At 64.9% G+C, this 20399-nt stretch carries 17 protein-coding genes; 7 read left to right on the forward strand and 10 right to left on the reverse strand.

Annotated features, from left to right (window positions below):
• Nucleotides 1-188: 188 nt before the first annotated feature.
• The gene (locus NF699_11170) at nucleotides 189-3185 is read right to left on the reverse strand and encodes a TonB-dependent receptor (GenBank protein USU03638.1); all 2997 of its coding nucleotides are present in this window, start codon (nucleotides 3183-3185) and stop codon (nucleotides 189-191) included.
• 362 nt (nucleotides 3186-3547) lie between these two features.
• On the opposite strand from NF699_11170, the gene NF699_11175 reads away from it, so the two are divergent.
• Complete coding sequence (locus NF699_11175) at nucleotides 3548-4474, forward strand: formylglycine-generating enzyme family protein (GenBank protein USU07062.1); 927 nt, start codon at nucleotides 3548-3550, stop codon at nucleotides 4472-4474.
• A 275-nt stretch (nucleotides 4475-4749) separates the two neighbouring features.
• Here NF699_11175 and NF699_11180 read toward each other — a convergent pair whose 3' ends face one another.
• The 4 genes from NF699_11180 to NF699_11195 all read right to left on the reverse strand — a co-directional run bounded on the left by NF699_11180 (nucleotide 4750) and on the right by NF699_11195 (nucleotide 8149).
• Nucleotides 4750-4890: a hypothetical protein gene (locus NF699_11180; protein USU03639.1), complete on the reverse strand. Its 141-nt coding sequence runs from the start codon at nucleotides 4888-4890 to the stop codon at nucleotides 4750-4752.
• 235 nt (nucleotides 4891-5125) lie between these two features.
• Nucleotides 5126-6124 (reverse strand): hypothetical protein, encoded by a 999-nt coding sequence (locus NF699_11185; GenBank protein USU03640.1) that lies wholly within the window; start codon nucleotides 6122-6124, stop codon nucleotides 5126-5128.
• Between the two features lie 95 nt (nucleotides 6125-6219).
• Complete coding sequence (locus NF699_11190) at nucleotides 6220-7605, reverse strand: hypothetical protein (protein USU03641.1); 1386 nt, start codon at nucleotides 7603-7605, stop codon at nucleotides 6220-6222.
• Between the two features lie 49 nt (nucleotides 7606-7654).
• Entirely contained in the window at nucleotides 7655-8149 is a 495-nt protein-coding gene (locus tag NF699_11195; GenBank protein ID USU03642.1) for a hypothetical protein, read from the reverse strand.
• A 482-nt stretch (nucleotides 8150-8631) separates the two neighbouring features.
• Here NF699_11195 and NF699_11200 point away from each other — a divergent pair, with 482 nt between their 5' ends.
• Both NF699_11200 and NF699_11205 read left to right on the forward strand, forming a co-directional pair.
• A complete protein-coding gene (locus NF699_11200; GenBank protein ID USU03643.1) occupies nucleotides 8632-8877 on the forward strand; it encodes a hypothetical protein in 246 nt (81 codons plus the stop codon).
• Complete coding sequence (locus tag NF699_11205; GenBank protein ID USU03644.1) at nucleotides 8874-9461, forward strand: hypothetical protein; 588 nt, start codon at nucleotides 8874-8876, stop codon at nucleotides 9459-9461. The genes NF699_11200 and NF699_11205 overlap by 4 nt, the downstream gene beginning before the upstream one ends.
• Here the strand turns inward: NF699_11205 and NF699_11210 are convergent.
• The 4 genes from NF699_11210 to NF699_11225 form a co-directional block, all read right to left on the reverse strand.
• Entirely contained in the window at nucleotides 9406-9813 is a 408-nt protein-coding gene (locus NF699_11210; GenBank protein USU03645.1) for a response regulator, read from the reverse strand. The genes NF699_11205 and NF699_11210 overlap by 56 nt on opposite strands.
• Before the next feature lie 2 nt (nucleotides 9814-9815).
• Nucleotides 9816-13004 (reverse strand): PAS domain-containing protein, encoded by a 3189-nt coding sequence (locus NF699_11215; protein ID USU03646.1) that lies wholly within the window; start codon nucleotides 13002-13004, stop codon nucleotides 9816-9818.
• 66 nt (nucleotides 13005-13070) lie between these two features.
• Nucleotides 13071-13970 (reverse strand): DMT family transporter, encoded by a 900-nt coding sequence (locus NF699_11220; protein USU03647.1) that lies wholly within the window; start codon nucleotides 13968-13970, stop codon nucleotides 13071-13073.
• Nucleotides 13967-15043 (reverse strand): PLP-dependent cysteine synthase family protein, encoded by a 1077-nt coding sequence (locus tag NF699_11225; GenBank protein USU03648.1) that lies wholly within the window; start codon nucleotides 15041-15043, stop codon nucleotides 13967-13969. Before NF699_11225 ends, NF699_11220 begins: the two co-directional genes overlap by 4 nt.
• 156 nt (nucleotides 15044-15199) lie before the next feature.
• Between NF699_11225 and NF699_11230 the strand changes: the two genes are divergently transcribed.
• Nucleotides 15200-16483, forward strand: a complete 1284-nt coding sequence (locus tag NF699_11230; protein USU03649.1) for a dicarboxylate/amino acid:cation symporter — start codon at nucleotides 15200-15202, stop codon at nucleotides 16481-16483.
• Nucleotide 16484: 1 nt separating this feature from the next.
• Here the strand turns inward: NF699_11230 and NF699_11235 are convergent, their stop codons facing one another.
• The gene (locus NF699_11235) at nucleotides 16485-17066 is read right to left on the reverse strand and encodes an NAD(P)H-dependent oxidoreductase (GenBank protein USU03650.1); all 582 of its coding nucleotides are present in this window, start codon (nucleotides 17064-17066) and stop codon (nucleotides 16485-16487) included.
• A 129-nt stretch (nucleotides 17067-17195) separates the two neighbouring features.
• On the opposite strand from NF699_11235, the gene NF699_11240 reads away from it, so the two are divergent.
• Genes NF699_11240 through NF699_11250 form a run of 3 tightly spaced genes read left to right on the forward strand, consistent with a single transcriptional unit; the run spans nucleotide 17196 to nucleotide 20383 of the window.
• Nucleotides 17196-19388: a PBP1A family penicillin-binding protein gene (locus NF699_11240; GenBank protein USU03651.1), complete on the forward strand. Its 2193-nt coding sequence runs from the start codon at nucleotides 17196-17198 to the stop codon at nucleotides 19386-19388.
• A gap of 25 nt (nucleotides 19389-19413) precedes the next feature.
• Complete coding sequence (locus NF699_11245; protein USU03652.1) at nucleotides 19414-20079, forward strand: cell wall hydrolase; 666 nt, start codon at nucleotides 19414-19416, stop codon at nucleotides 20077-20079.
• Nucleotides 20080-20092: 13 nt separating this feature from the next.
• Nucleotides 20093-20383, forward strand: coding sequence for a hypothetical protein (locus tag NF699_11250; protein USU03653.1), 291 nt, complete (start codon nucleotides 20093-20095; stop codon nucleotides 20381-20383).
• Nucleotides 20384-20399 lie beyond the last annotated feature (16 nt).

Below are 20399 nucleotides of genomic sequence, written 5' to 3' on the forward strand. Positions count from 1 at the left end.
TACCGCGTCCGCCACGATGCTCCGGGCATGGAACGGGTCGTGGCGGCGTCCCGACAAGTACGTCAGCAACAAACCCCGCTCTATTCGCGGGTAGCGGCCGGGGTCACAGGCGCTGGTGAACACGACCCGCGACGGCGCGGGCACTGGCGCCGTCGCGGGTATCGCAGCGATGATCGCCGCGTGGTGCATCAGAACTTGTACCGTGCTCCGGCGAAGAACTGGCGACCGGTCTTGGAATAGACCTGCTGGTCACGCAATTTGTCCCCATCCCAATAACTGGTCGCCTGATTGGTGAGGTTGATCGCGTCGAGCGACAGCGTCAGTCCATCGGTGAGCTTGTACGATATCGAGGCGTCGACGTTGGTCGTGCTGTACGAACCGGTAAAGTCCGCCAGCCCCGAACGCAGCGGCACCTGACGCAGGTACTCGTCGCGATACGCCAGCGACACCCGCGCCGACAGTCGGCTGTCCTCATAGTAGAGCGTGGCGTTGGCGGCATTCGGCGAGACGTTGACCAGCGGCGCGACGAGTGTCGGACCGGCCTGGTTGGCGGTCAGGATGTAGCTGATGTTCGATTTGATGTGCGTGTAGTTCAGGATAGTGCCGAAGTTGCGAAGGAAACTCGGCAGGAAGGTGAAGGGCTGCTGATACTGAAGCTCGAAACCCTTGATCTTGCCACCGGTGCCGTTGACCGATGTGCTGATGTTGGTGGTCGTATTCGGATCCTGGTTCGGCAGCAGCAGGGCAAGCGGAAGGCCCGCTGCGGAATAGGTCGTGGTGCTCGTGATGTTCTGTACGAAGCTGGAGATATCCTTGTAGAAATAACCGGCAGACAGGATGGCCCCGGGCGCCAGATACCATTCGACGCTCGCATCGATATTGGTCGCGCGATACGGGTCCAGCTGCGGGTTGCCGACCGTCGCGGTGAACGGCGCCTGTGCGGTGCCGATCGACCCTCCCGGCGTCAGCAGGCCGAGCGAGGGGCGCGACATGACCTTGGCGGCCGCGGCACGAAGGGTGAGCTTGGGCGTCACGTCCAGCGCCGCATTCAACGATGGCAGATAGTCGTCGTAGTTGCGCGCCACCCGCACCAGCGTGCCGACGCCGACGAAGCCACGCGAGCTTTGATGGGTATGGGCGTAGCGCAGGCCCGCATCGCCGCGTACCGTCATGCCGTTGGAGAGGTCGACCTTCCAGTCGAGCTGGATATACGGGCTGATATCCTGTTCGACGACGGCGCGATTGTCGCCCTGCGCGCCCGTTCCGACGCTGCCGATGCGGAAATCGCCATATTGATTGACGCAATAGCAGTCGACGTTGAACGCCGACATGATCTTGTCGATGTTGGGCACGATGAAGCTGTTCGACGCGCCGGAGGGGATGCCGATCGAGCCGATCGTGATCGCCGGCAGGCTGACATCGCCGATCGACAGACCGGCAGATGCCAGCGTCGGGATGTTGGTCGTGCCTGCGATGCGCTGCTGCCGTTCGGAGATGAAGGTGAAGCGCTTTGCGGCGATGCCGATCTTGCCGGTCAGCTGATCCGTGAAGTCGTACTTGAAGTCGACCTTGATGTTGCGGAGCCGGTTGGTCACCCGTGACGTGAATTCACGGATGTTGTCGTAGCCGTTCTGATACTGCCAGTTGCCGGGGTTGGTGGCGTCGAAGCCGTAGTTCAGCAGGGGCGTGGACTTCTTGTCGCCACGCGCGTCGAAGGTAAAGCCGGTGCCGTCGAAGCGACTGAAGGTGACCAGCCGCGAATAGGGATTGTCCAGCACCGAATCCGACTGGCCGTACAGCACCGAGGCATGGCCGCGATCACCGATCTCCTGATCGATGTGCAGATCCACCTGGTAGAAGGTGGTCGTCGAGACATCGTGGCTGTTGGTGACTGAAAAGTCGGTCCCGTCGAACACGCCATAGACGAGCTGGCCGTTCTCCACGATGGCGTCGCGCACCTTCATATTGGGGCGCCCGGCCAGCTGCGCGGCCGTCAGTCCGCCCGCCGCGGCGCCGAGGCCGCGGTTGAGGCTGATCGGGTTGGTGGCCAGATCGTTCTTGTCCTGCTTGTAGCGGGAGTAGGCGACATCGAGCGTGACCAGGCTGGTATCGGTCGGCTTCACCTGTACCGTGCCGGTCAGGCCCAGACGCTCCTGCCGGTTGAGGAAGCGGCCGTAGCCGGGCAAGCGAGGCACGAAGACACCGGGCTGGTTTATCGTGGCGTAGGCAGCCGGAGTCGATCCCGGGTTCGCACCGGCAGCGGCGATACATTGTGTGGGACGCGCTGCGCTGCCAATCAGCGGATTGACCGGAACCGTCGTCGCCTGCGCCGGGTTCACCGGGCAGAAGCCGTTGTTGAGGTCGCTGAAGTCGGTGAGCGCCGTGTTCGAATAGGCGTCTTCCTGTGTCAGGCGCTTGTTGTACGCAGCCGAAAGCAGGATGCCGACGCGGCCGTCGGCGAACGTGTTGCTGACCAGACCGACGAGCCGCGGCGCGACCTTGTCGTTGATATCGTAATAGGCGGCCTGACCGGACAGCGCGGCCTGGAAGCCGGGATTGTCGAAAGGCCGGCCCGTTTGCAGGTCGATGGTTGCGCCGAGCGAGCCTTCGTCGACTTCGGCGGATTGCGTCTTGCGAACGATGATCGAGTTGAACAGCTCGGATGCGAAGACGCTGTAGTCGAAGGAACGGCCACGGTTGATACCGGCACCGAGCGTCGAGCCGGTCGTCGCCGAAATCGCTTCTATGCCGTTGAAGCGGGTGCGGCTGAAGTCGCCGCCGAGGCCGCGCACGGTGACGGTGCGACCCTCGCCGCCGTCCCGTTCGATCGAAATGCCGGGAATGCGCTGTAGCGAGTCGGCGAGGTTCGCATCGGGGAAGTCGGCGATGTCGGCGGCGTTGATCGCGTCCACGACGCCGGCCGACTGCTTCTTGATCTGGATCGCCGAGGCGAGGCTCTGGCGGAAGCCGGTGACGACGATATCGGAACCCTGCGTGTCCGCGTCGACGGTCGCGGCCGCCGGCGCTTGCTGATCCGTCGGCGCCGGCTGCGCTGCCGCAGCGGTGATCGGAGGATCCTGCGAGGTCCCCGTCGTGTTCTGCGCGGCTGCCGGAAAGGCGATGCCGACCGCGATGGCGAACGTCGCGCTGGTCGTGGCAAGGCGAAGATGACGAAGATGACGCATGATATCCCCCCTGAAATCCCATTTGTTGGGATTTTGTTTTACACTATGACTTATCAGCTAATAGGCTCGGCGATGTCAATGGCCCGATGCGGACTTTCCGCTGCGTCTTGAGAGATTAACAGGGCGTCCTTGCGTGTTGCCGCCGATGATGGACGGCATCGGCGCATTCGCGGGTTTGAACGACGCCCGATCCTCGACGAGTCGGGCCGACGGCGCCCGGTCGACCAACCGGAAAGCGGCCATTCGCTGAAGTGCTCGATTCATGCAGCATTGTAGGCGATGAGGATGTCGTGACAGAGGTGAGGGCGTAAGCCGGCATGAAGGCGATATCGAATGGGCGAACGGGAGATCCGCCGGAAGGGATGCGGCGCCTCGACGCCGGGTTCTTCAATATGGGCTCCGATCGCTTCTACCCTGAGGAAGCGCCTGTCCGTCGCGTTCGTATCGATGCCTTCTGGATCGACGAAACGCCTGTAACCAATGCCCGGTTTGCCAGGTTCGTCGAGCAAACCGGCTACGTTACGGTGGCCGAGATAGCACCGGATCCGAAGGATTATCCCGGGCTTCTGCCCGAATACGCCAACCCTGGATCCCTGGTGTTCGAAAAGAGCCGGGTTCCCGTGGACACTTCCGACGCGTCTCAATGGTGGCATGTGCGAACGGGTGCCGACTGGCGCCATCCGCTCGGCGAGGGAAGTTCGCTCGACGGGCTTGACGACCATCCTGTGGTCCATGTCGCCTACGCGGACGCGGAGGCCTTCGCGGTCTGGTCTGGCAAATCGCTGCCGACGGAAGCCGAGTGGGAATACGCTGCGCGGGGTGGACTTGAGAACGCGGACTATGCGTGGGGCGACGAACTGGCGCCCGGCGGCGCGATGATGGCGAACTATTGGCAAGGCTTGTTCCCCTTCGCCAATCAGATGCTCGACGGCTACGAACGGACATCCCCCGTACGTTACTATCCCGCGAATGGTTACGGCCTGTTCGACATGATCGGGAACGTCTGGGAATGGACAGCTGACTGGTATGCGCTGCCCCGGCACAAGACGGCGAAGCTCGGAAACAAGGGAGACTGCTGTTTCGCACCGGACGCGCGCGGTGGCAGGAAACGGAAGCGTTCCGACCTTACCATCGCCGATACGCCGATTGGCCGCAAAGTGCTGAAGGGTGGATCGCATCTCTGTGCCGAAAATTATTGCCGCCGTTACAGACCGGCAGCGCGTCATCCACAATCGATAGACTCGTCGACGAGCCATATCGGCTTCCGCTGCGTGGTGCGCGAAGGCTAGGCTTTCCCGTCTCAACCTAATCCATAAACGTGCCAATTTCCGAACAGGAAAGGCAATCGACAGTTATCCGCGGGCTGAGCAGCACCCGTACCGATGTGCATGGTGTCGCTGCTTCAGCCGGCACCGCCCGGCTCTGTGCGAGCATCTCGCGTTCTGCCTGCTCGCTCGAAACAGCAACGTTGTCCTCCACACGTCTGTGCAGACACACTGGAAGCCGAACGTCACCGCGGGTCCACGGGTCCACGGGTCCACGGGTCTAGCGCAAGCTGCAAACGTCAGGCCATGACGACGTCGGACACCTGCAAGCCCTCCACCGTCGGCACGAAATCTTCCGGCGCGATCGGGATCACCAATCCGTGCAATTGCGCAGCCGCCCAGGCGATGTGTTCGTCCATTCCCTTCATCGCCAGCAGCACCGCCGCCTGATCGAGACACCATCCGGCAGATTAGCGAACTGCAACCTCCCTTTCCTCGGCGGCGACTGGAGGTAGCGCACGGCCAGTACCGGACGGAAGCTGCCGATGTGTCGCCAACCCGAACCAGGTATCGACGATGCCACCGGATACCGGACCGTGGGGGTCTTCCTGCGTTCGATTCAACCGATAATAACGGGTCCCTGAGGGACGGTACGAACCACGATCTGCTGGAGCATCAGGATGCGCCGGGTATGGGCGAACGCGGCACCAGCGCGCTGACGAAGCCGATGACGTGCAACGCCGGTGCGTTCAGTCCGAATGGGCCGACGTAGACGGTCTTGCCCGCATCCGTCGCGGTCTTGATCGCGGCCTGGTCCTCGGCGGCGAAACGCGCGTTGACCCGCACGTCGGCACCGAGCAGCATCTGCATCGGGATCAGCGGCAGGATGCCGTCGTTGTCGAGCGGGTCGCCCGTCGAACAGAAGCCGGGCGGTTCGGTGCCCAGTCGCCACCCCTGTGCGCGAAACAGGGCGAACGACAGCCATGGCCGCTGGATCTGCACCGACATGTATTTCATCGTAATCCCGGTCAGCTTCGTCGCCGGAGACAGCGGCTGCACGGCCTGACCGTCCGCCGTCGACAGCAGCACCGCGTCCGTTCCGCCCAACACCGTAAAGGCATTGTCGGCACCACCCTGCCCCAGCAGGTCGATATCAATATCGACGAACCGGTCCAGCCGGGACATGTCGTACCAGTCCTCCGGCTGCGCGAAGGCAGGATACCAGGATCCGCCGGTACCGACCAAGTCCGCCATCGCAGCCTGCGCGTAGCGTTGTTCGGCCCCCGCGATGATTTCGCCGGCGAAGCTGCCGGCGTCGGCCGACGCACCATGCAGGACAGCGCCATAGGTGGCCTGCACCGATGATCCGCTGGGCATGTAAAACCGTTCGAAGTTCGGCACCGCATCGACCAGATCGCTGAACGCGAACAATGGACGCAGGTCGCCTTCCGGATCGCTGGCCGATCTGCCGCCGGCGAACAAGGCGGGCGTGATCGGAATGGGGAGAGCGGCAAGTTGCAGCACCGGCTTGGCAGTGCGCTGCGCTCGCTGTGCCGTATCGTCGTGCAGCATGACGGAGCCGTCGTCGGCCATGCGGTTGCGGAGGCGTGACGGCGCTTGCGGTGCAATGTCGTCGATCGGGATCGTGCGGGCGAACGCCCCGGCGAGATTCATCGGCGATGGTTCCTTGGTCGGGCGCACCAGGCACGATCCCGGTGCGGTGATGCGTTCGGTCCCGCCGGCACGATGCCGACGGGAGCGGTATGCGATCAGGCGGCGGCAGGCGGCGCGAGCGGGGGAGAGGCGGGTATGATCGAACTGATCCAGGCGATCACCTGAAGCCCCTCGAACGACAATTTGCCGCCTGACAGGCTCGAGGTGAATTTACGATCGGAAGAGCTGTGCGAATAACTGCCGCTGACGCTGAACGGTCCCCATCCGCCGCTTGCCTGGGTCTGCGTTTGTTCGGAGTGGAATTTCATGTCTTCGGATCCGAAGTTCGCCTGGATCGTCACGTTGCGGGCAACCACGAACCCGGTCGGCAACAGCGGCATCAGCCCCCGCAGGTCCTCGCTGGCACCGTTGGAGACACCATGGGCGGCGACACCCGACATGAACCAGTCGCGCATTTCGAATAGCAACGGATTGAGCCAGGGCCGCTTGATCTGGACGAAGATCAGCTCGGCATCGAGGACGAAGCTGTCGCTTTCCATATGCGTGTGCTCGTCTTCGGAACTGCCCGACGCACCGCCGCTGGCCGACCACAAGCCGTAGCTGCCGCCGGCGGACACGGAATAGCTCGATGCTTCCTTGCTTTCCTCCTGCGACAGATTGGAACTATCGAAATGCAGCTTCGAGGGTTGGCAATCGGGCGACGCCCAATTCGAAGGAATGGCATAGGTCGGCAGGAACGTGTTGAGGCCGTCCGGTGACGCGAGGGAATATTGCGGACCCACCAGCCTTTGCGACTGTTCGATCACCGCGGTCAGCGCATCGTTGACCGTCGACGCCAGCGCCTGCTGGGCCAGCTCGACGTCTTCCTTGTAGGCGCGTGTCCATTTGTTCCAGGCCTGATCGACGTTGAGCTGCAACCCCGGCTGCACCGCGTTCCATGCGCGCTGGTCTGCCTTGTCACTTAGATCGTAGCCGTTCCGCGCCGCCCGATACCCTCCGACCGCGGTGATGTAAGCGGCCTGTGCCGCTTCGTAGTCGATGACGGGTGAACTGGGGACGGTGACGGTCTTCTTGTTGTGCCGAAAATCTTCCGTCGTGACCTCGGTGTTCAGATAGTCGAACGCATCGTCGTAAATCTTCTTCTGCTCTTCATTCATTTTATGCGCCGTGTTTGCCCCCTCTACGATCAACCGGTATGCCGCGGACGTCGTCTTGCCGGAATCGGACCACAACGCCCCGGTCGTCGGTTGCGCATCGCAGAACATGGCGAACGCCGCGGCGCTGCCCAGATCGCCTTCGGGATTCACCGGACTCATCATGTCGTCGAAATCATCGGGGTTCAGAACCAGATTCTTGCCCATCTGGATGAACGTCGTATCTCTGTGCCACGCCGACTCCTTGCCCGGTGGCGCATAGGTGACCGCGTCGTACAAACGGTCGTAGAGCTGGGCGAGTACCTTGGTTTCCTGTTCAGGCGTCATGCGTCTCTCCTCTTGTGTATCGTTGATGATGGCGATCAGGCGGCCTGCGTCAGGCGACGCGCGGCACGGGCGCCTTCGGACCCTGGAACTTATACGTGACGCCACCCGGCCCTTGCTGGCGCAGGTACATGCCCATTTCCGACCGCAGATCGGACTTCGCAGTGTTGAAGGTGGCGACTGTCGCCGCGTTGCAAAGGCCGACGATCCGCGCGAGGACGGCGGGGTCGTCCAGATCGACGATCATCGTGTCGAACGTCGCGAAGCCGACCTTGACGTTCCGCGTCGTCAGCGCATCGAGGCCGGAATTCACCTTCTTGAGCGTGTCGTAGAACCCGGCTAGCGCACTCGACGGTGCGGCGGCTTCAAGCCTTGCCCGCACGTCGGCGACCGTGGCGCCGTTCAGCGATACCGCAGTGTCGAGTTCGATCGGCTTGGCAATCGTGATATTGGCCGGACTACCTTGCGGCCAGGTTTGGAAATTCTTCGCGTGCGAACAATCGACCAATATCGTCAGGGCTAGACCGGTTTGTTGGATGCTCGTCAACAAGTCCAGCGTCATCACGACCGGACATTCTATCTCACAGGCCATGGTTTTCCTTCGAAACTATAGTTTCTTTGTTCGAAGGCGATCGTAGGCGGATAGTTGGAACCGGGTAAATCCGTCCTTGCCCAGCGATTGATCTAAAATGGCGTATTCTATCTTACAGATAGAAAGTTTTGCCATTTACTTTTGTCTATCTTGTCGAACCGGTACGATATTGGAACCCGGGACGGATTGACAACTGACGATCCCGTTCGAAATCCCTGCTTGGCGACATGCGTATTCGCCGTCCGACTCGTCTTTCCCCGATAATGCGGCCTATATCACGATCAGGTCCGATTCGGTTCAACGGTCGCGACGCTTGCGTAACGGGCGGCAAGCGCCCATCTATGATATTCATACAGTCGCATATCGACGGTTCCCGGCGCGTGTTTCTCGCGCCGTCCGCCTTTCCCTGCCTCTCTTTTCCGCTGACGAGGTGCCCGATGTCTAGCGACGCTACATTCTTCCGCAAGCAGGCCGATCAGGAGCGCAGCAACGCGTCCGAGGCCAGCCTCGACAACGTGCGCGACCGGTGCGAGCGTGCCGCCCGTTCGTGGGAGGCGATGGCCGCTCGCGCCGAGCGGACCGAGGCGATGCGCGACCAGCGCGCCGCAGCCACCCGGGCCGCATCCGCGCTCGCCGAACCCGCCGTTGATACGCTCGCCGACCCGGCTGCCTGCCGGGCGTGATCCATAGCCGCGTCACGCCGCTGCGGGGGGCAGCGGCGGCGCACGAGACGTTGATCCGCGGTGCGACCTTCCTCACCGCGCTGGCCGATCGCCCGGTCATCACCGATGGCTGGCCGAAAGGTCCCGACGCTCGCGTGCGGGCAAGGTTCGTCGCCAATTGCCTGCGCGAACTCGACCGCTTCCTGCACGGGCTGCTCGATGCACTCGGCGCGTCCGCGGGTCATGTCGTGCGTGAGGATCAGCGCAACACCGCCAACAAATTGCGCGATTTCGGCGTGCATCCGCTAGCCGAGCGCGACGATCAGCTGCGCCTGCGCGCGCTCGGCCGGTCCAGCGCATGCCTGATCCATTGCGATGGCTGGGTGCGCCGTCCGGATGTCGCCGGGGGCGACGTCATGACCGCGGGGTGGACGGGTAACACCGGGGTCGACCTCCGCCGCTATCCCCTCGGCGCGCGGCTCGCGCCGGGCCGGGACGAGTTGATCGACATCTGCCGGTTCTACGATCGGCTGGGCGACCGGCTGATCGTTATGCCGCCGAATGCCGCAGCCGCCGGCATGTCAGCAGCCCTGCCAGCGCGCTGATCAACGTTTCGCTTTCGGCTGGTTTGCCGACCAGCGCGTGATCGCGATACCGTTCGGGAAGATCGTCGCGGCTGTAACCGGTGACGAGGAGGCACGGGACCCGCATGGCGCGCAGCTGGTCGATCAGCGCATAGCCCCGGTCACCGGCGAGGTTCAGGTCGAGCAACGCCGCGTCGCAGCGATACTTGGCCAGCAGCGCCTGCGCCTGAGCGACGCTCGCGACCGGCCCCAGCACACGATAGCCCGCATCGCGCACCGCCTGCGCGACCATGTCGGCGATCAGCCATTCGTCCTCGACCACCAGCACCACCGGCCCGGCGGCCGAAGCCATGTCGTCTGGCGCGTCCGCCAAATTCAGCGTCCGCCGGTCGGCCGGGGCGACGCCGTATTGCCATCCTTGTCATCGAAACGCAGCGACAGCGCCAACCCCTCGGGGCGGAAGTCGACCGTCGCTACGCCGCGCAGATTGTAGCTCGCCTCGTTACGGACCAGCTGCATGCCGAAACCCTCCCGTTCGGGCGCAGTGCATTCGGGACCGTCGCGCTCGCGCCAGTCGAGGCGTACGGCGTCGCCGCCCCGTTCATCACCAGCATTGGCGCGTTCGGTGAACAGCTCGACCCGCCCCTGATCGATCGACAATGCGCCGTATTTGGCGGCGTTGGTGGTCATCTCGTGCAGGATCATCGCTACCGACAGCGCCGATCGCGGCCCCAGCATCACGTCCTCACCCAGAAACGCGACGCGATCGATCCCGAACGGTTCCAGTTCCCGCGTCGCCAGATCGCGCAGCTGCACGGTCCGCCACGCATCGCGCGACAGCAATTCGTAGGCCCGCGTCATCGCGCCCAGCCGCCCTGAGAAGGCGCCATAAAATTCGTCGAGGTCGCGAGCATTCCGCTGCGTCCGGCTGGCGATCGCGGCGACCACCGCAAGCATGTTCTTCACCCGATGGTTCAGTTCGGCGATCAGCACGCGCTGATGCGCCTCCGCCTCCGCCAGGCCGGTGACGTCCATCACCGTCACCGCGACGCCGGTGGTCGCGCCGTCGCCGTCGCGATACGGCATGATCCGCGCCAGATAATGGCTAGTCCGCTCCACCCCTGCGACCTGCCGCTCGACCGGCCGGCCGGTGGCCAGCACCTGTTGCAGGTCGGTCACCAGCTCGGGGAATTCCAGCCGAGTGGACAGATCGGTCAACGGCCGGCCGCGATCGCCGGGCAGGATCGTGAAGATACGCGTCGCGGCCGGCGTGAACATGCGGATCACCAGCTGCCGGTCAAGGAAGATCGTCGCGATATCGGTCACCTCGAACAGGTTTTCGAGGTCGGCGTTGGCGTGATCGAGCGCATCGACCTTGTGGCTGAGTTCGGAATTGACCGTGTTCAGCTCCTCGTTCAGCGCCTGCAATTCCTCCTTGCTGGCCTCCATCTCCTCGTTGGTGGATTGCAATTCCTCGTTGACCGAGACGAGTTCCTCGTTGGAGGATTTCAGCTCCTCCAGCGCGGTCTCATATTCCTCGATCATCGATTGCAATCGCTCGCGCGTCTCGCGCAGCTCGCGCTCGATCTGGTAATTCGCCTCGTCGCCATGCGGACGCAGCCGCGCCTGTTCGGGGGTCAGCGTCGGCCCGTAATCCTTGAAGACAATGAGGTAGAGCCGCTCGTCCGACGCGCCGGTCAGCGGCTCAACGGCCAGCGACAATTGCTGGATACGGCCGTCGTCGTTCTCGAATTCGACACCCTCGCACACCACCGATCGCCCGGTCTCGATCGCGTCGCGAAACGCGCTGCGCAGGTCGAGCCGCAAACCCTTGCGCGCCATCGCCAGCAGCTGGCGGTTCGGGACGCCCGCCGGTGCCTCGAAATACTTGCCCGTCCGCGAAGAATAATAGACGATGTCCCCCTCGCCCGTCACCACGACGTGCGGCGGTGCGTGGCGATCGAGGACATGCAGCTCGACCGCCTGCCGCAACGGTGCCAGCGGCAGCGTCTTGCCCCGCGTTATACCCGACAGCGGCAACAGCGCAGTGCGGACCCCCGGCACCGCCAGCGGCAGCCGCGGTGGCGGCCCGCCGTCGTCGCGCGCGCGAAACAGCCGGTGCTTCTTGTCGAGGGGCACGAACAGGTCGTCGAACTGGCTGATCCCCTCCGACGTCCCCAGAAACAGATAGCCGCCGGGACGCAGCGCATAACGGAAGGTCGGAATGACCTGATTTTGCGCATCGCTGCCGAAATAGATCAGCAGGTTGCGGCACGAGACGAGGTCGATACGGCTGAACGGCGGATCGCGCAGAATGCTGTGCGGCGAGAATATGCACATGTCGCGGATATCCTTCGTCACGACATAGCTGCCGCCATCCGCGACGAAGAACCGGTTTCGCCGGTCCGCCGATACGCTGTCGAGCAGCGCCTCCGGGTAACGCGCCGCACGGGCCACCGACAATGCGCGATCGTCAATGTCCGTCGCGAACAGCTGCACCCGCGGCACGTTGCGCAGCGTATCGATATGTTCCCGCATCAGCATCGCGATCGAGAATACCTCCTCGCCCGTCGCGCAGCCCGGTACCCAGACGCGCACCGTGTCCTCGGCGCTCCGCCCCTCGAACAGCTTGGGGATCACCTGCGCCTTAAGCGCCTCGAACGCATCGGCATCGCGAAAGAAATTGGTGACGTTGATCAGCAGGTCGCGGAACAGCGCCGAAACCTCCTTGGGGTCCTGGCGCAGGCATTCGACGTACAGGCCGATCGTCTCGGCGCGCGTCACCTGCATCCGCCGCTGGACGCGGCGCAGGAAGGTCTTGGTCTTGTAGCCGCTGAAATCATGCCCCATCTGCGCGCGCAGCAGGGCATAGATCTCGCTCAGCGATTCCGCTTCGCCGCTATCGTGATCCTCGTTCGCCGCCGCGACCGTCAGACCGTCGAGCACCGAAAAGCTGCGCGCGAATTCCTGCACTCGCGCGCCCATGTCCTGCACCGGCACGGCGAAATCGATCATGCCCGTGGAGATCGCCGAATCCGGCATGTCGGGGTTCTGTGGCGGATTGCCGTCGGCGACCTGCGCCATCGTCAGCCCGCCGCGCTCCTTGATCGCCTTTACCCCCAGCGTTCCGTCGGAATCGCCGCCGGACAGGATGATCCCGGCCGAAAATTCACGTTTGTCCCGGGCAAGCGCGCTGAGGAAGATATCGACCGGTTTGCGTTCGCGGGTGCCGGGTCGCGGCGGCACCATCCTCAGGCAGCCGTCGCTGAAGCCCAATACGCCATGCGCCGGTAACACATAGACGTGGTCGGGCTGCACCGCGACGCCGTCCGCCGCCGCCTCGACCGGCATCGTCGTCGACCGGCCTAGAATCTCGGGCAGCATGCTGATCCGGTCTGGACTGACGTGCGTCACCACGACGAAGGCGGCGCCCGTATCGACGGGCATGTCTCCGAACAGGGCCTGAAGCGCCTCGACGCCACCGGCCGACGCGCCGATGCCGACGACGGGAAAGGGCGGTGGGGGCGTGCTCAGTGTGTGTCTCCACGCGCAGGAGCGGACCACGCCTGCGCTCTGTTTCGCCTGTCGTAAGCCTCCGCACCCGCATCGGCAATCATCTGGATGAAGTCGCTAGGCGGCCGTAGGCGGCGCGTCGTGGCCCGGCGCCTCGCCCAGCACCACCGCCAGGCTGCCAACCAGGATCAGCACGCCGCCTGCTGCCAGCAGCATCGTCAGCCGGTCACCGAAGAACGCGACGCCCAGCATCGCCCCCATCAGCGGTTCGATGTTGATGAACACGCCCGCACTCGCGCTGCCCACCCGCGACGAGCCATATTGCCATGCCGCCGTCGCCAATGCGGTCGCCAGCAGTCCCTGTCCGGCGATGCCCGCCCAAGCGCCGCCACTCAACGCCAGCGGCGGCAGGCCATGCATGACCAGCGCCACCGGCAGGATCGTCACCGCCGCGACCACTACCGTCACTGCCGGCATCGCCATCGGCTGCGGCGCGGCGGGGGCCGCCTTCAGTGCGTAGAACCAGCCGAGGAACAGCAGCAGCGACGCGAGCGACAGCAATACGCCAACCAGCGATCCCGCGTCGGCCGGATCGCCCGCGATCAGGGCGGCGCCGAGCGTCGCCGCGGCGACCCCGGCCCAGGTCGTCCGGCTCGTCGCTTCGCCGAGCAGCCGTGCCGACACCGCGATCAGCGCCGGCATCGCTCCCACCAGCAGTGCCGCCAGCGTCACGCTGACCCGCGCCAGCCCTTCGAACTGCACCAGAAACGCGACCCCGTACAGGAACCCTGCGATCAGCACCGATGGCGACCGGAACAGCGCCCGTGCCTCCCGGCTTGCCATGGCGAAGGGCAACGCCACGACCGCGGCGACCGCGAAGCGCAGCAGGACCATATGCGCCGCCGTCATCTCGCGCAGCGCCAGCTTGCCGAGCGGGAAGCCGAGGCTCCAGCAGACACCCGCCAGGATCAGCATCGCGAACGCCATGCTGCGCTGGCCGGTGGCCGTGTCGGTCAAGCCGGCGAACCCAGAAACGCGCGCATGCCCGCCGCCGCCTTGTCCCACGCTACGCCGTGCCGCACGCACCAGTCGTCGTCGTAATAGGTGCAGGCGTAGCGATCGCCGCCGTCGCACAAAAGCGTGACGATGCTGCCATGCTCGCCCGCCGCCGCCATCTCGGCGACGATCGTCGCGCAGGCGACCAGATTGGTGCCGGTCGATCCGCCGACGGATCGGCCCAGCACCTCCGACAGCGCACGCATCGCGCCCAGACTGTCGGCATCCTCCACCGCGATCATCCGGTCGATCACCGACGGTACGAAGCTCGGCTCCAGACGCGGTCGTCCGATTCCCTCGACACGCGATGCGCAGCCGTGCGGCAGGGCGGTGACGCTACGATCGTCGAAGTGACGGTGAAACACCGAATGTACCGGATCGGCGACGCACAATCGGGTGGCGTAGCGCTGATAGCGGATGAAGCGACCGATCGTGGCCGACGTGCCGCCGGTGCCGGCACCGCACACCACCCATTTCGGCACCGGATGCTCCTCATGCGCCATCTGCGCAAATATGCTTTCGGCTATATTGTTGTTGCCACGCCAGTCCGTCGCCCGCTCGGCATAGGTGAACTGGTCCATATAATGCCCGCCGGTTTCGGTCGCGAGCCGATGCGCCGCGGCATAGACGTTTCGCGGATCGTCGACGGTATGGATTTCGCCGCCATAGAAGCGGATCGCGTCGAGCTTCGGCGCCGCAGTCTGCGCCGGCACCACCGCGATGAACCGCAGGCCCAGCATCCGCGCGAAATACGCTTCGCTGACCGCGGTCGATCCCGACGACGATTCGATTACCACCGTGTCCGGGCCGATCCAGGTGTTGCACAGCGCATAAAGGAACAGCGACCGCGCCAGCCGATGCTTGAGGCTGCCCGTCGGATGCGAACTTTCGTCCTTCAGGTACAAGGTGATGCCAGGAAAGCGCGGCAACTCGACGCGGATCAGATGCGTATCCGCCGAACGATTGTAATCCGCCTCGATCCGCCGCACCGCCTCGCTCAGCCACGTGCGATCGATATCCGAATGATGCCCCATGCGCGTCGCCCTACACGGACACGTACAATCACGCCATTCCCCGGCTCGTTATGAAAGTCCTCTCCCTTGCGGGAGCTTTACCCCCACTCACCATTTCTTGACTCGCGCGCCCACTCCGGACGCCTACATTCCTGCCATGATTACGGACGCGACTCCATGACCCGCCCTTCGTTCGGGGTGCAGGTTTTCATCGGTATGGCCATCGGCCTTGCGCTCGGCTTTGTCGCACGCAGTTACGGCGTCACCGGACTTGCCGACGGGCTCAAGATCGTCGGCGACATCTTCGTCCAGCTGTTGAAGGCGCTGGTCGTGCCGCTCGTCTTCACCGCGATCGTCGCATCGATCGCTGCGTTGCGCGACCTCAACAACGCCGCGCGGCTGGTCGGCGGCACGTTCATCTGGTTCGGCATCACCGCCCTGATCGCAGTATTGATCGGGCTGGCGCTTGGCACGATCCTGCAACCCGGCGCGCATGCCGGGGTCAGCTCCGCCGCGGCGGTCCGCCCCGATACCGCTGGATCATGGCTCGATTTCCTGCGCGGGCTGGTGCCGGTCAACATCCTCGGCCTGGAAGCGTCGACGAAGCTTGCCGACGGCGCGGCGAAGACCAGCCTGTCGTTCAACGTCCTCCAGTTGATCGTCGCCGCCGTCGCGATCGGCGTCGCCGCGGTCCGCACCGGGGACGCAGGCGCGCCGTTCCTCGCCTTCAATGCATCGGCACTGGCGATCTTCCGCCGTATCCTGCGCTGGGTCGTACGCCTGACCCCGATCGGCACCGGCGCGCTGCTCGGCAGCGCGGTCGTCCGTTACGGCTGGCAGTCGCTATCGGCGCTCGGCACCTTCGCCGTAGCCATCTACATCGGTTTGGCGCTGGTGCTGTTCGTCGTCTATCCGCTGCTGCTGCTGGCGAACGGCATGAGCCCGAAGCGCTTCTTCGCCGCCGCGTGGCCAGCGATCCAGCTGGGCTTCGTGTCGCGTTCGTCGATCGCGACGCTGCCGGTCACCGAACAGGTGGTCGAAAAGGGGCTGGGCGTGCCGAGGAGTTACGCCGCCTTCGCAGTGCCATTCGCCGCGACGACCAAGATGGATGGGTGCGCTGCCATTTATCCCGCCATCGCCGCGCTGTTCGTCGCGCAATATTACAACATCCCGCTGCACGGCACCGATTACGTGCTGATCGTGCTGGTGTCGGTGCTCGGCTCGGCCGCGACCGCCGGCCTGACCGGCGCGCTCGTAATGCTGACGCTGACGCTGTCTACGCTGGGCCTGCCGCTGGAGGGCGCGGGGCTGCTGCTGGCGATCGACCCGATCCTCGACATGGGCCGCACCGCGGTCAACGTCGCCGGGCAGGCGCTGGTGCCAGCGATAGTTGCGAAGCGGCAGGGACTGACGAGCGAACCGGCCGTGTCGGATGCGGAGGCGGCGCTCGCCGGAACGTGAGCTATGCCGCAGCGAGCGGCGCGAAGCGCGCGACCTGGCGCCCGATCAGCCCCAGCTGCTCGATCACGGCGGGATCGCTCGCCCCGCCCTCGTCGTCGAACTTCGTTACTTGCGTATTGATCGCCGCGGCGAACGGCGTCGGCCAGCCTCGCAGGGCATGGACGATAGACCGCAGCGCCGCGATCGTCGATCCCGTCGCCTGCCAGCCATAAGCGGTCGCGATCAGCCCGACCGGCATGTCCGCGAGATAGGGACGTGCATCCTTCGCGGTCTCCTCCAGCAGGTCGAGTGCGTTTTTCACCACTCCCGATATGCTGCCGTGATAGCCGGGGCTGGCGATGATAACTGCCGAGGCTTGCCGCACCGCGTCGACGAACGCCTGTTCGTCCGCAGTCCGGCTGGTCGCGCGCGGATCGTACAGCGGCAGCCGCGCCATATCGGCCCCGCCGAACATCCGGGTGCGAAAGCCTTCACGCTCCGCGGCTTCCAGTGCGATGCGTAGTGCTCGCTCGGTCGAGGAGACGCCTCCGATTGTGCCGCCGATACCGACGACGAGCGGAGCGAGAGTGGGTTCAGCGGCCATACACCGGCGATAGCGTCAAGTATCCGGCCACGCCAGTCGCTGGCGTTCGGCCGCCGGGCACGATAAAACGGCCGAAATCACGCACACACTCGCTCTTGCGTCAGCTGTTTTAGGATTATAATACACCTCATGGCTGACCGCTGGGACGAGCCGATGCGTCATGAACCCGTCGATACCACACGCCGCACACCGATCGGCCAGCGCTACCAGCTGGACGACGAACCTGCTTCCGCATGGGAACGCCCCCATGACGATCGATTGCGCGACGATCGACTGGCGGGGCGCTTCGATGGATTCGTCGATGACGTTGCAGGCGGCGACGATGGCACGCCGCCACGCCGGCCACGTAACATCGGCCGTTGGGTGCTGCGCGGGTTCGCCGCGGGCATCGTCCTGCTGGTGCTGGCGATCGGCTGGCTGGCGGTTACCGCGCCGCTCAGCAAGTCGCTCCAGCCCCCTACCCCGCCGTCGATAACGCTGACCGCCGACGACGGCACACCGATCGCCCGCCGCGGCGCGATCATCGATACCCCGGTCGATGCCGCAAAACTGCCGGCGCATGTGCCGGAGGCGTTCATGGCGATCGAGGATCGCCGCTTCCAGTCGCATTGGGGCATCGACCCGCGCGGCATCCTGCGTGCGTTCGTCCACAACGTCGGCTCGGGCGGCGTGCGCGAGGGCGGCAGCACGATCACGCAGCAGCTCGCGAAGAACGCCTTCCTCGATTCGGACCGCACCGCCGCGCGCAAGATCCGCGAAGTCATGATCGCCTTCTGGCTCGAGGCATGGCTGTCGAAAGACGAAATCCTCTCGCGCTACCTGTCGAACGTCTATTTCGGCGACAACGTCTATGGCCTTCGGGCCGCCTCGAAACATTATTTCGGTCGCGAGCCGGAGAAGATGAACATCGGTCAGGCAGCGATGTTGGCGGGCCTCGTCAAGGCACCGTCGCGCCTTGCACCGACCAGCAACCTCGAAGGGGCGCGAAAGCGCGAGATGCTCGTCGTCCGCGCGATGGTGGAAGCCGGGTTCCTGACCAAAGCCGAGGGCGTGGCGGTTCAGCCGCAGCGCGTGCTCGCCAATCGACCGACGACATTGCCCAGCGGCACCTATTTCGCCGATTGGGTTTTGCCCGACGCGCGCGATCAGGCAGGCGAGATCAAGACCGAGGCGACGGTGAAGACCACGCTCGACCGTCGCCTGCAACGCGCCGCCGAACGCGTCGTCCGGCAGGCGGGGTTGCGGCAGGCACAGACGGCGATCGTTGCGATGCGTCGCGATGGCCGCGTCGTCGCGATGGTCGGCGGCAAGGATTACGGCAAGAGCCCGTTCAATCGCGCGACGCAGGCGCGTCGTCAGCCCGGATCGACCTTCAAGCTGTTCGTCTATCTCGCCGCGATGCGCGCCGGGATGACGCCCGATACGATGGCCGACGACAATCCGGTCGAGATCGCCGGGTGGAAGCCCAAGAACGACGACGGTCGCTATCTCGGCCAGATTCCATTGCGCCGAGCCTTTGCCCGTTCGTCCAACGTCGTCGCCGCGCGGCTGACCCAGGAAGTCGGCGTCCGTAACGTCATCAAGGCCGCGCGGGATCTGGGCATTTCGACGCCCATACCGAACGAGGCAACCATCGGCCTCGGCACAGCGGAAGTGTCGCTGCTGGAACTCACCGCCGCCTATGCGGCGATCGCCAACGGCAGTTACCCGGTCTCGACACGCGGACTGGAGGACAAGGGCGGCAACAAGAGCTGGTATCAGTCGCTGACCGGCGGCAGTCGCAAGATGCCCGACGACATTCGTAACAATATGCTGGATCTGTTGTCGTCATCGATCCGCGGGACGGGGCGAGAGGCGGTGCTGACGATGGACGCCTATGGCAAAACGGGTACGTCGCAACAGAATCGCGACGCCTGGTTCATCGGTTTCGCAGGCGATCTGGTCGTCGGCGTCTGGGTCGGCAACGACGACAGCACGCCCAATCCCGGCCTGCACGGCGGCGGCATCCCGGCGCAGATGTGGCGCCAGTTCATGGTCTCCGCGCTCAATATCGCGCCTGTCGCGGCACCCGTGTTGGTAGAGGAGGAGGCTGCCGCCCCCGATGCGATGGACAATGGCGACATGGTCGAGGATCCGGTCGGCGAGGCGATCCCGCAGGTCGAAGGGGCGCTGGACGGTTTCGGGCTCCAGATGAAAATGGGCCGCGACGGGAGCATCAGCATCACGCCGGGTGGCGGTCGCGACCGTGGACCGCCGCCGCCACCCACGCCGCGCGACCGGCGCAGCGCGGAGGATGAGGGCGACGAGGGCGGCGGGTTCTAGCGGCAAGCGCTCGAACGGCATCGCAATGGCGCAACGACGCCCTCCTCCCCGCAGACCTACGGCGCGCCGCCGCACGGCCGGCGATCTGTCGTCGGAACGCTGGCTGCTGCTGCTCGGCGTGGTCGCGGTCGTCACCGTCGCCGCCGGCGCAATCTATCCGTGGCCATTCACCCCGCCCCCGCCAAACGTCGCCAAACCGCTGACCATGGCGGAGGCGCGCGCCTCCAACGCGGCGGTGCCGATTGACGACGACCGGCGGCGGCCGGCCACGCGCTACCGCTTCCGCGGTGGTCCGGCAGCGCGCGAACAGGCGGCCGACTGCCTTGCCACCGCGGCACTGTACGAGGCGGGCGATGACAGCCGCGGCCAGCGTGCGGTGATGCAGGTCGTGCTTAATCGGGTTCGCGCACCCGGCTTCCCCAAGACGATCTGCGGCGTGGTCTATCAGGGGTCGAGCCGCAGCACGGGCTGCCAGTTCTCGTTCACCTGCGATGGATCGATCCGCCGCCGCACGATCTACACCGGCTGGACCGCCGCCCGCCGCGCCGCGCGCCGGGCGCTGTCGGGCTATGTGTTTGCCGATGTCGGCCGGGCGACGCATTATCACACGGACTGGATGGTGCCGTACTGGCGCGATTCGCTGACGAAGGTGGCGCGGGTGCGATCCCACCTGTTCTACGTCAGGACCTGAAAGGACACGGACGATGGCAAAACGTTTCTGGGCGCAGATCATCGAGATGGATGAGGAGATCGAGGCAGCAAGCATTCCCGGCGTCACCGATCATGAAAGCGCCGCCGATGCGCTGGTCACCGATTTCGTCGGTGCGATGGGCGGAGAGATCACCGAAGGTGCGGTGCGCGTCTGGGTCGAGGGCGGCGGGCAGGAGAAGGTCTACGATTGGAGCGCCGAATTCGACATGCCCGACGACAATGCGATCGGCGACGAAGATATCGAGGTCGAGGGCGAGATCGTGCTAACCGAACGCATGCACTGATGCGGATCGACGACTG

It is taken from the genome of Sphingomonadaceae bacterium OTU29LAMAA1, from assembly GCA_024072375.1.
Classification (GTDB): domain Bacteria; phylum Pseudomonadota; class Alphaproteobacteria; order Sphingomonadales; family Sphingomonadaceae; genus Sphingomonas.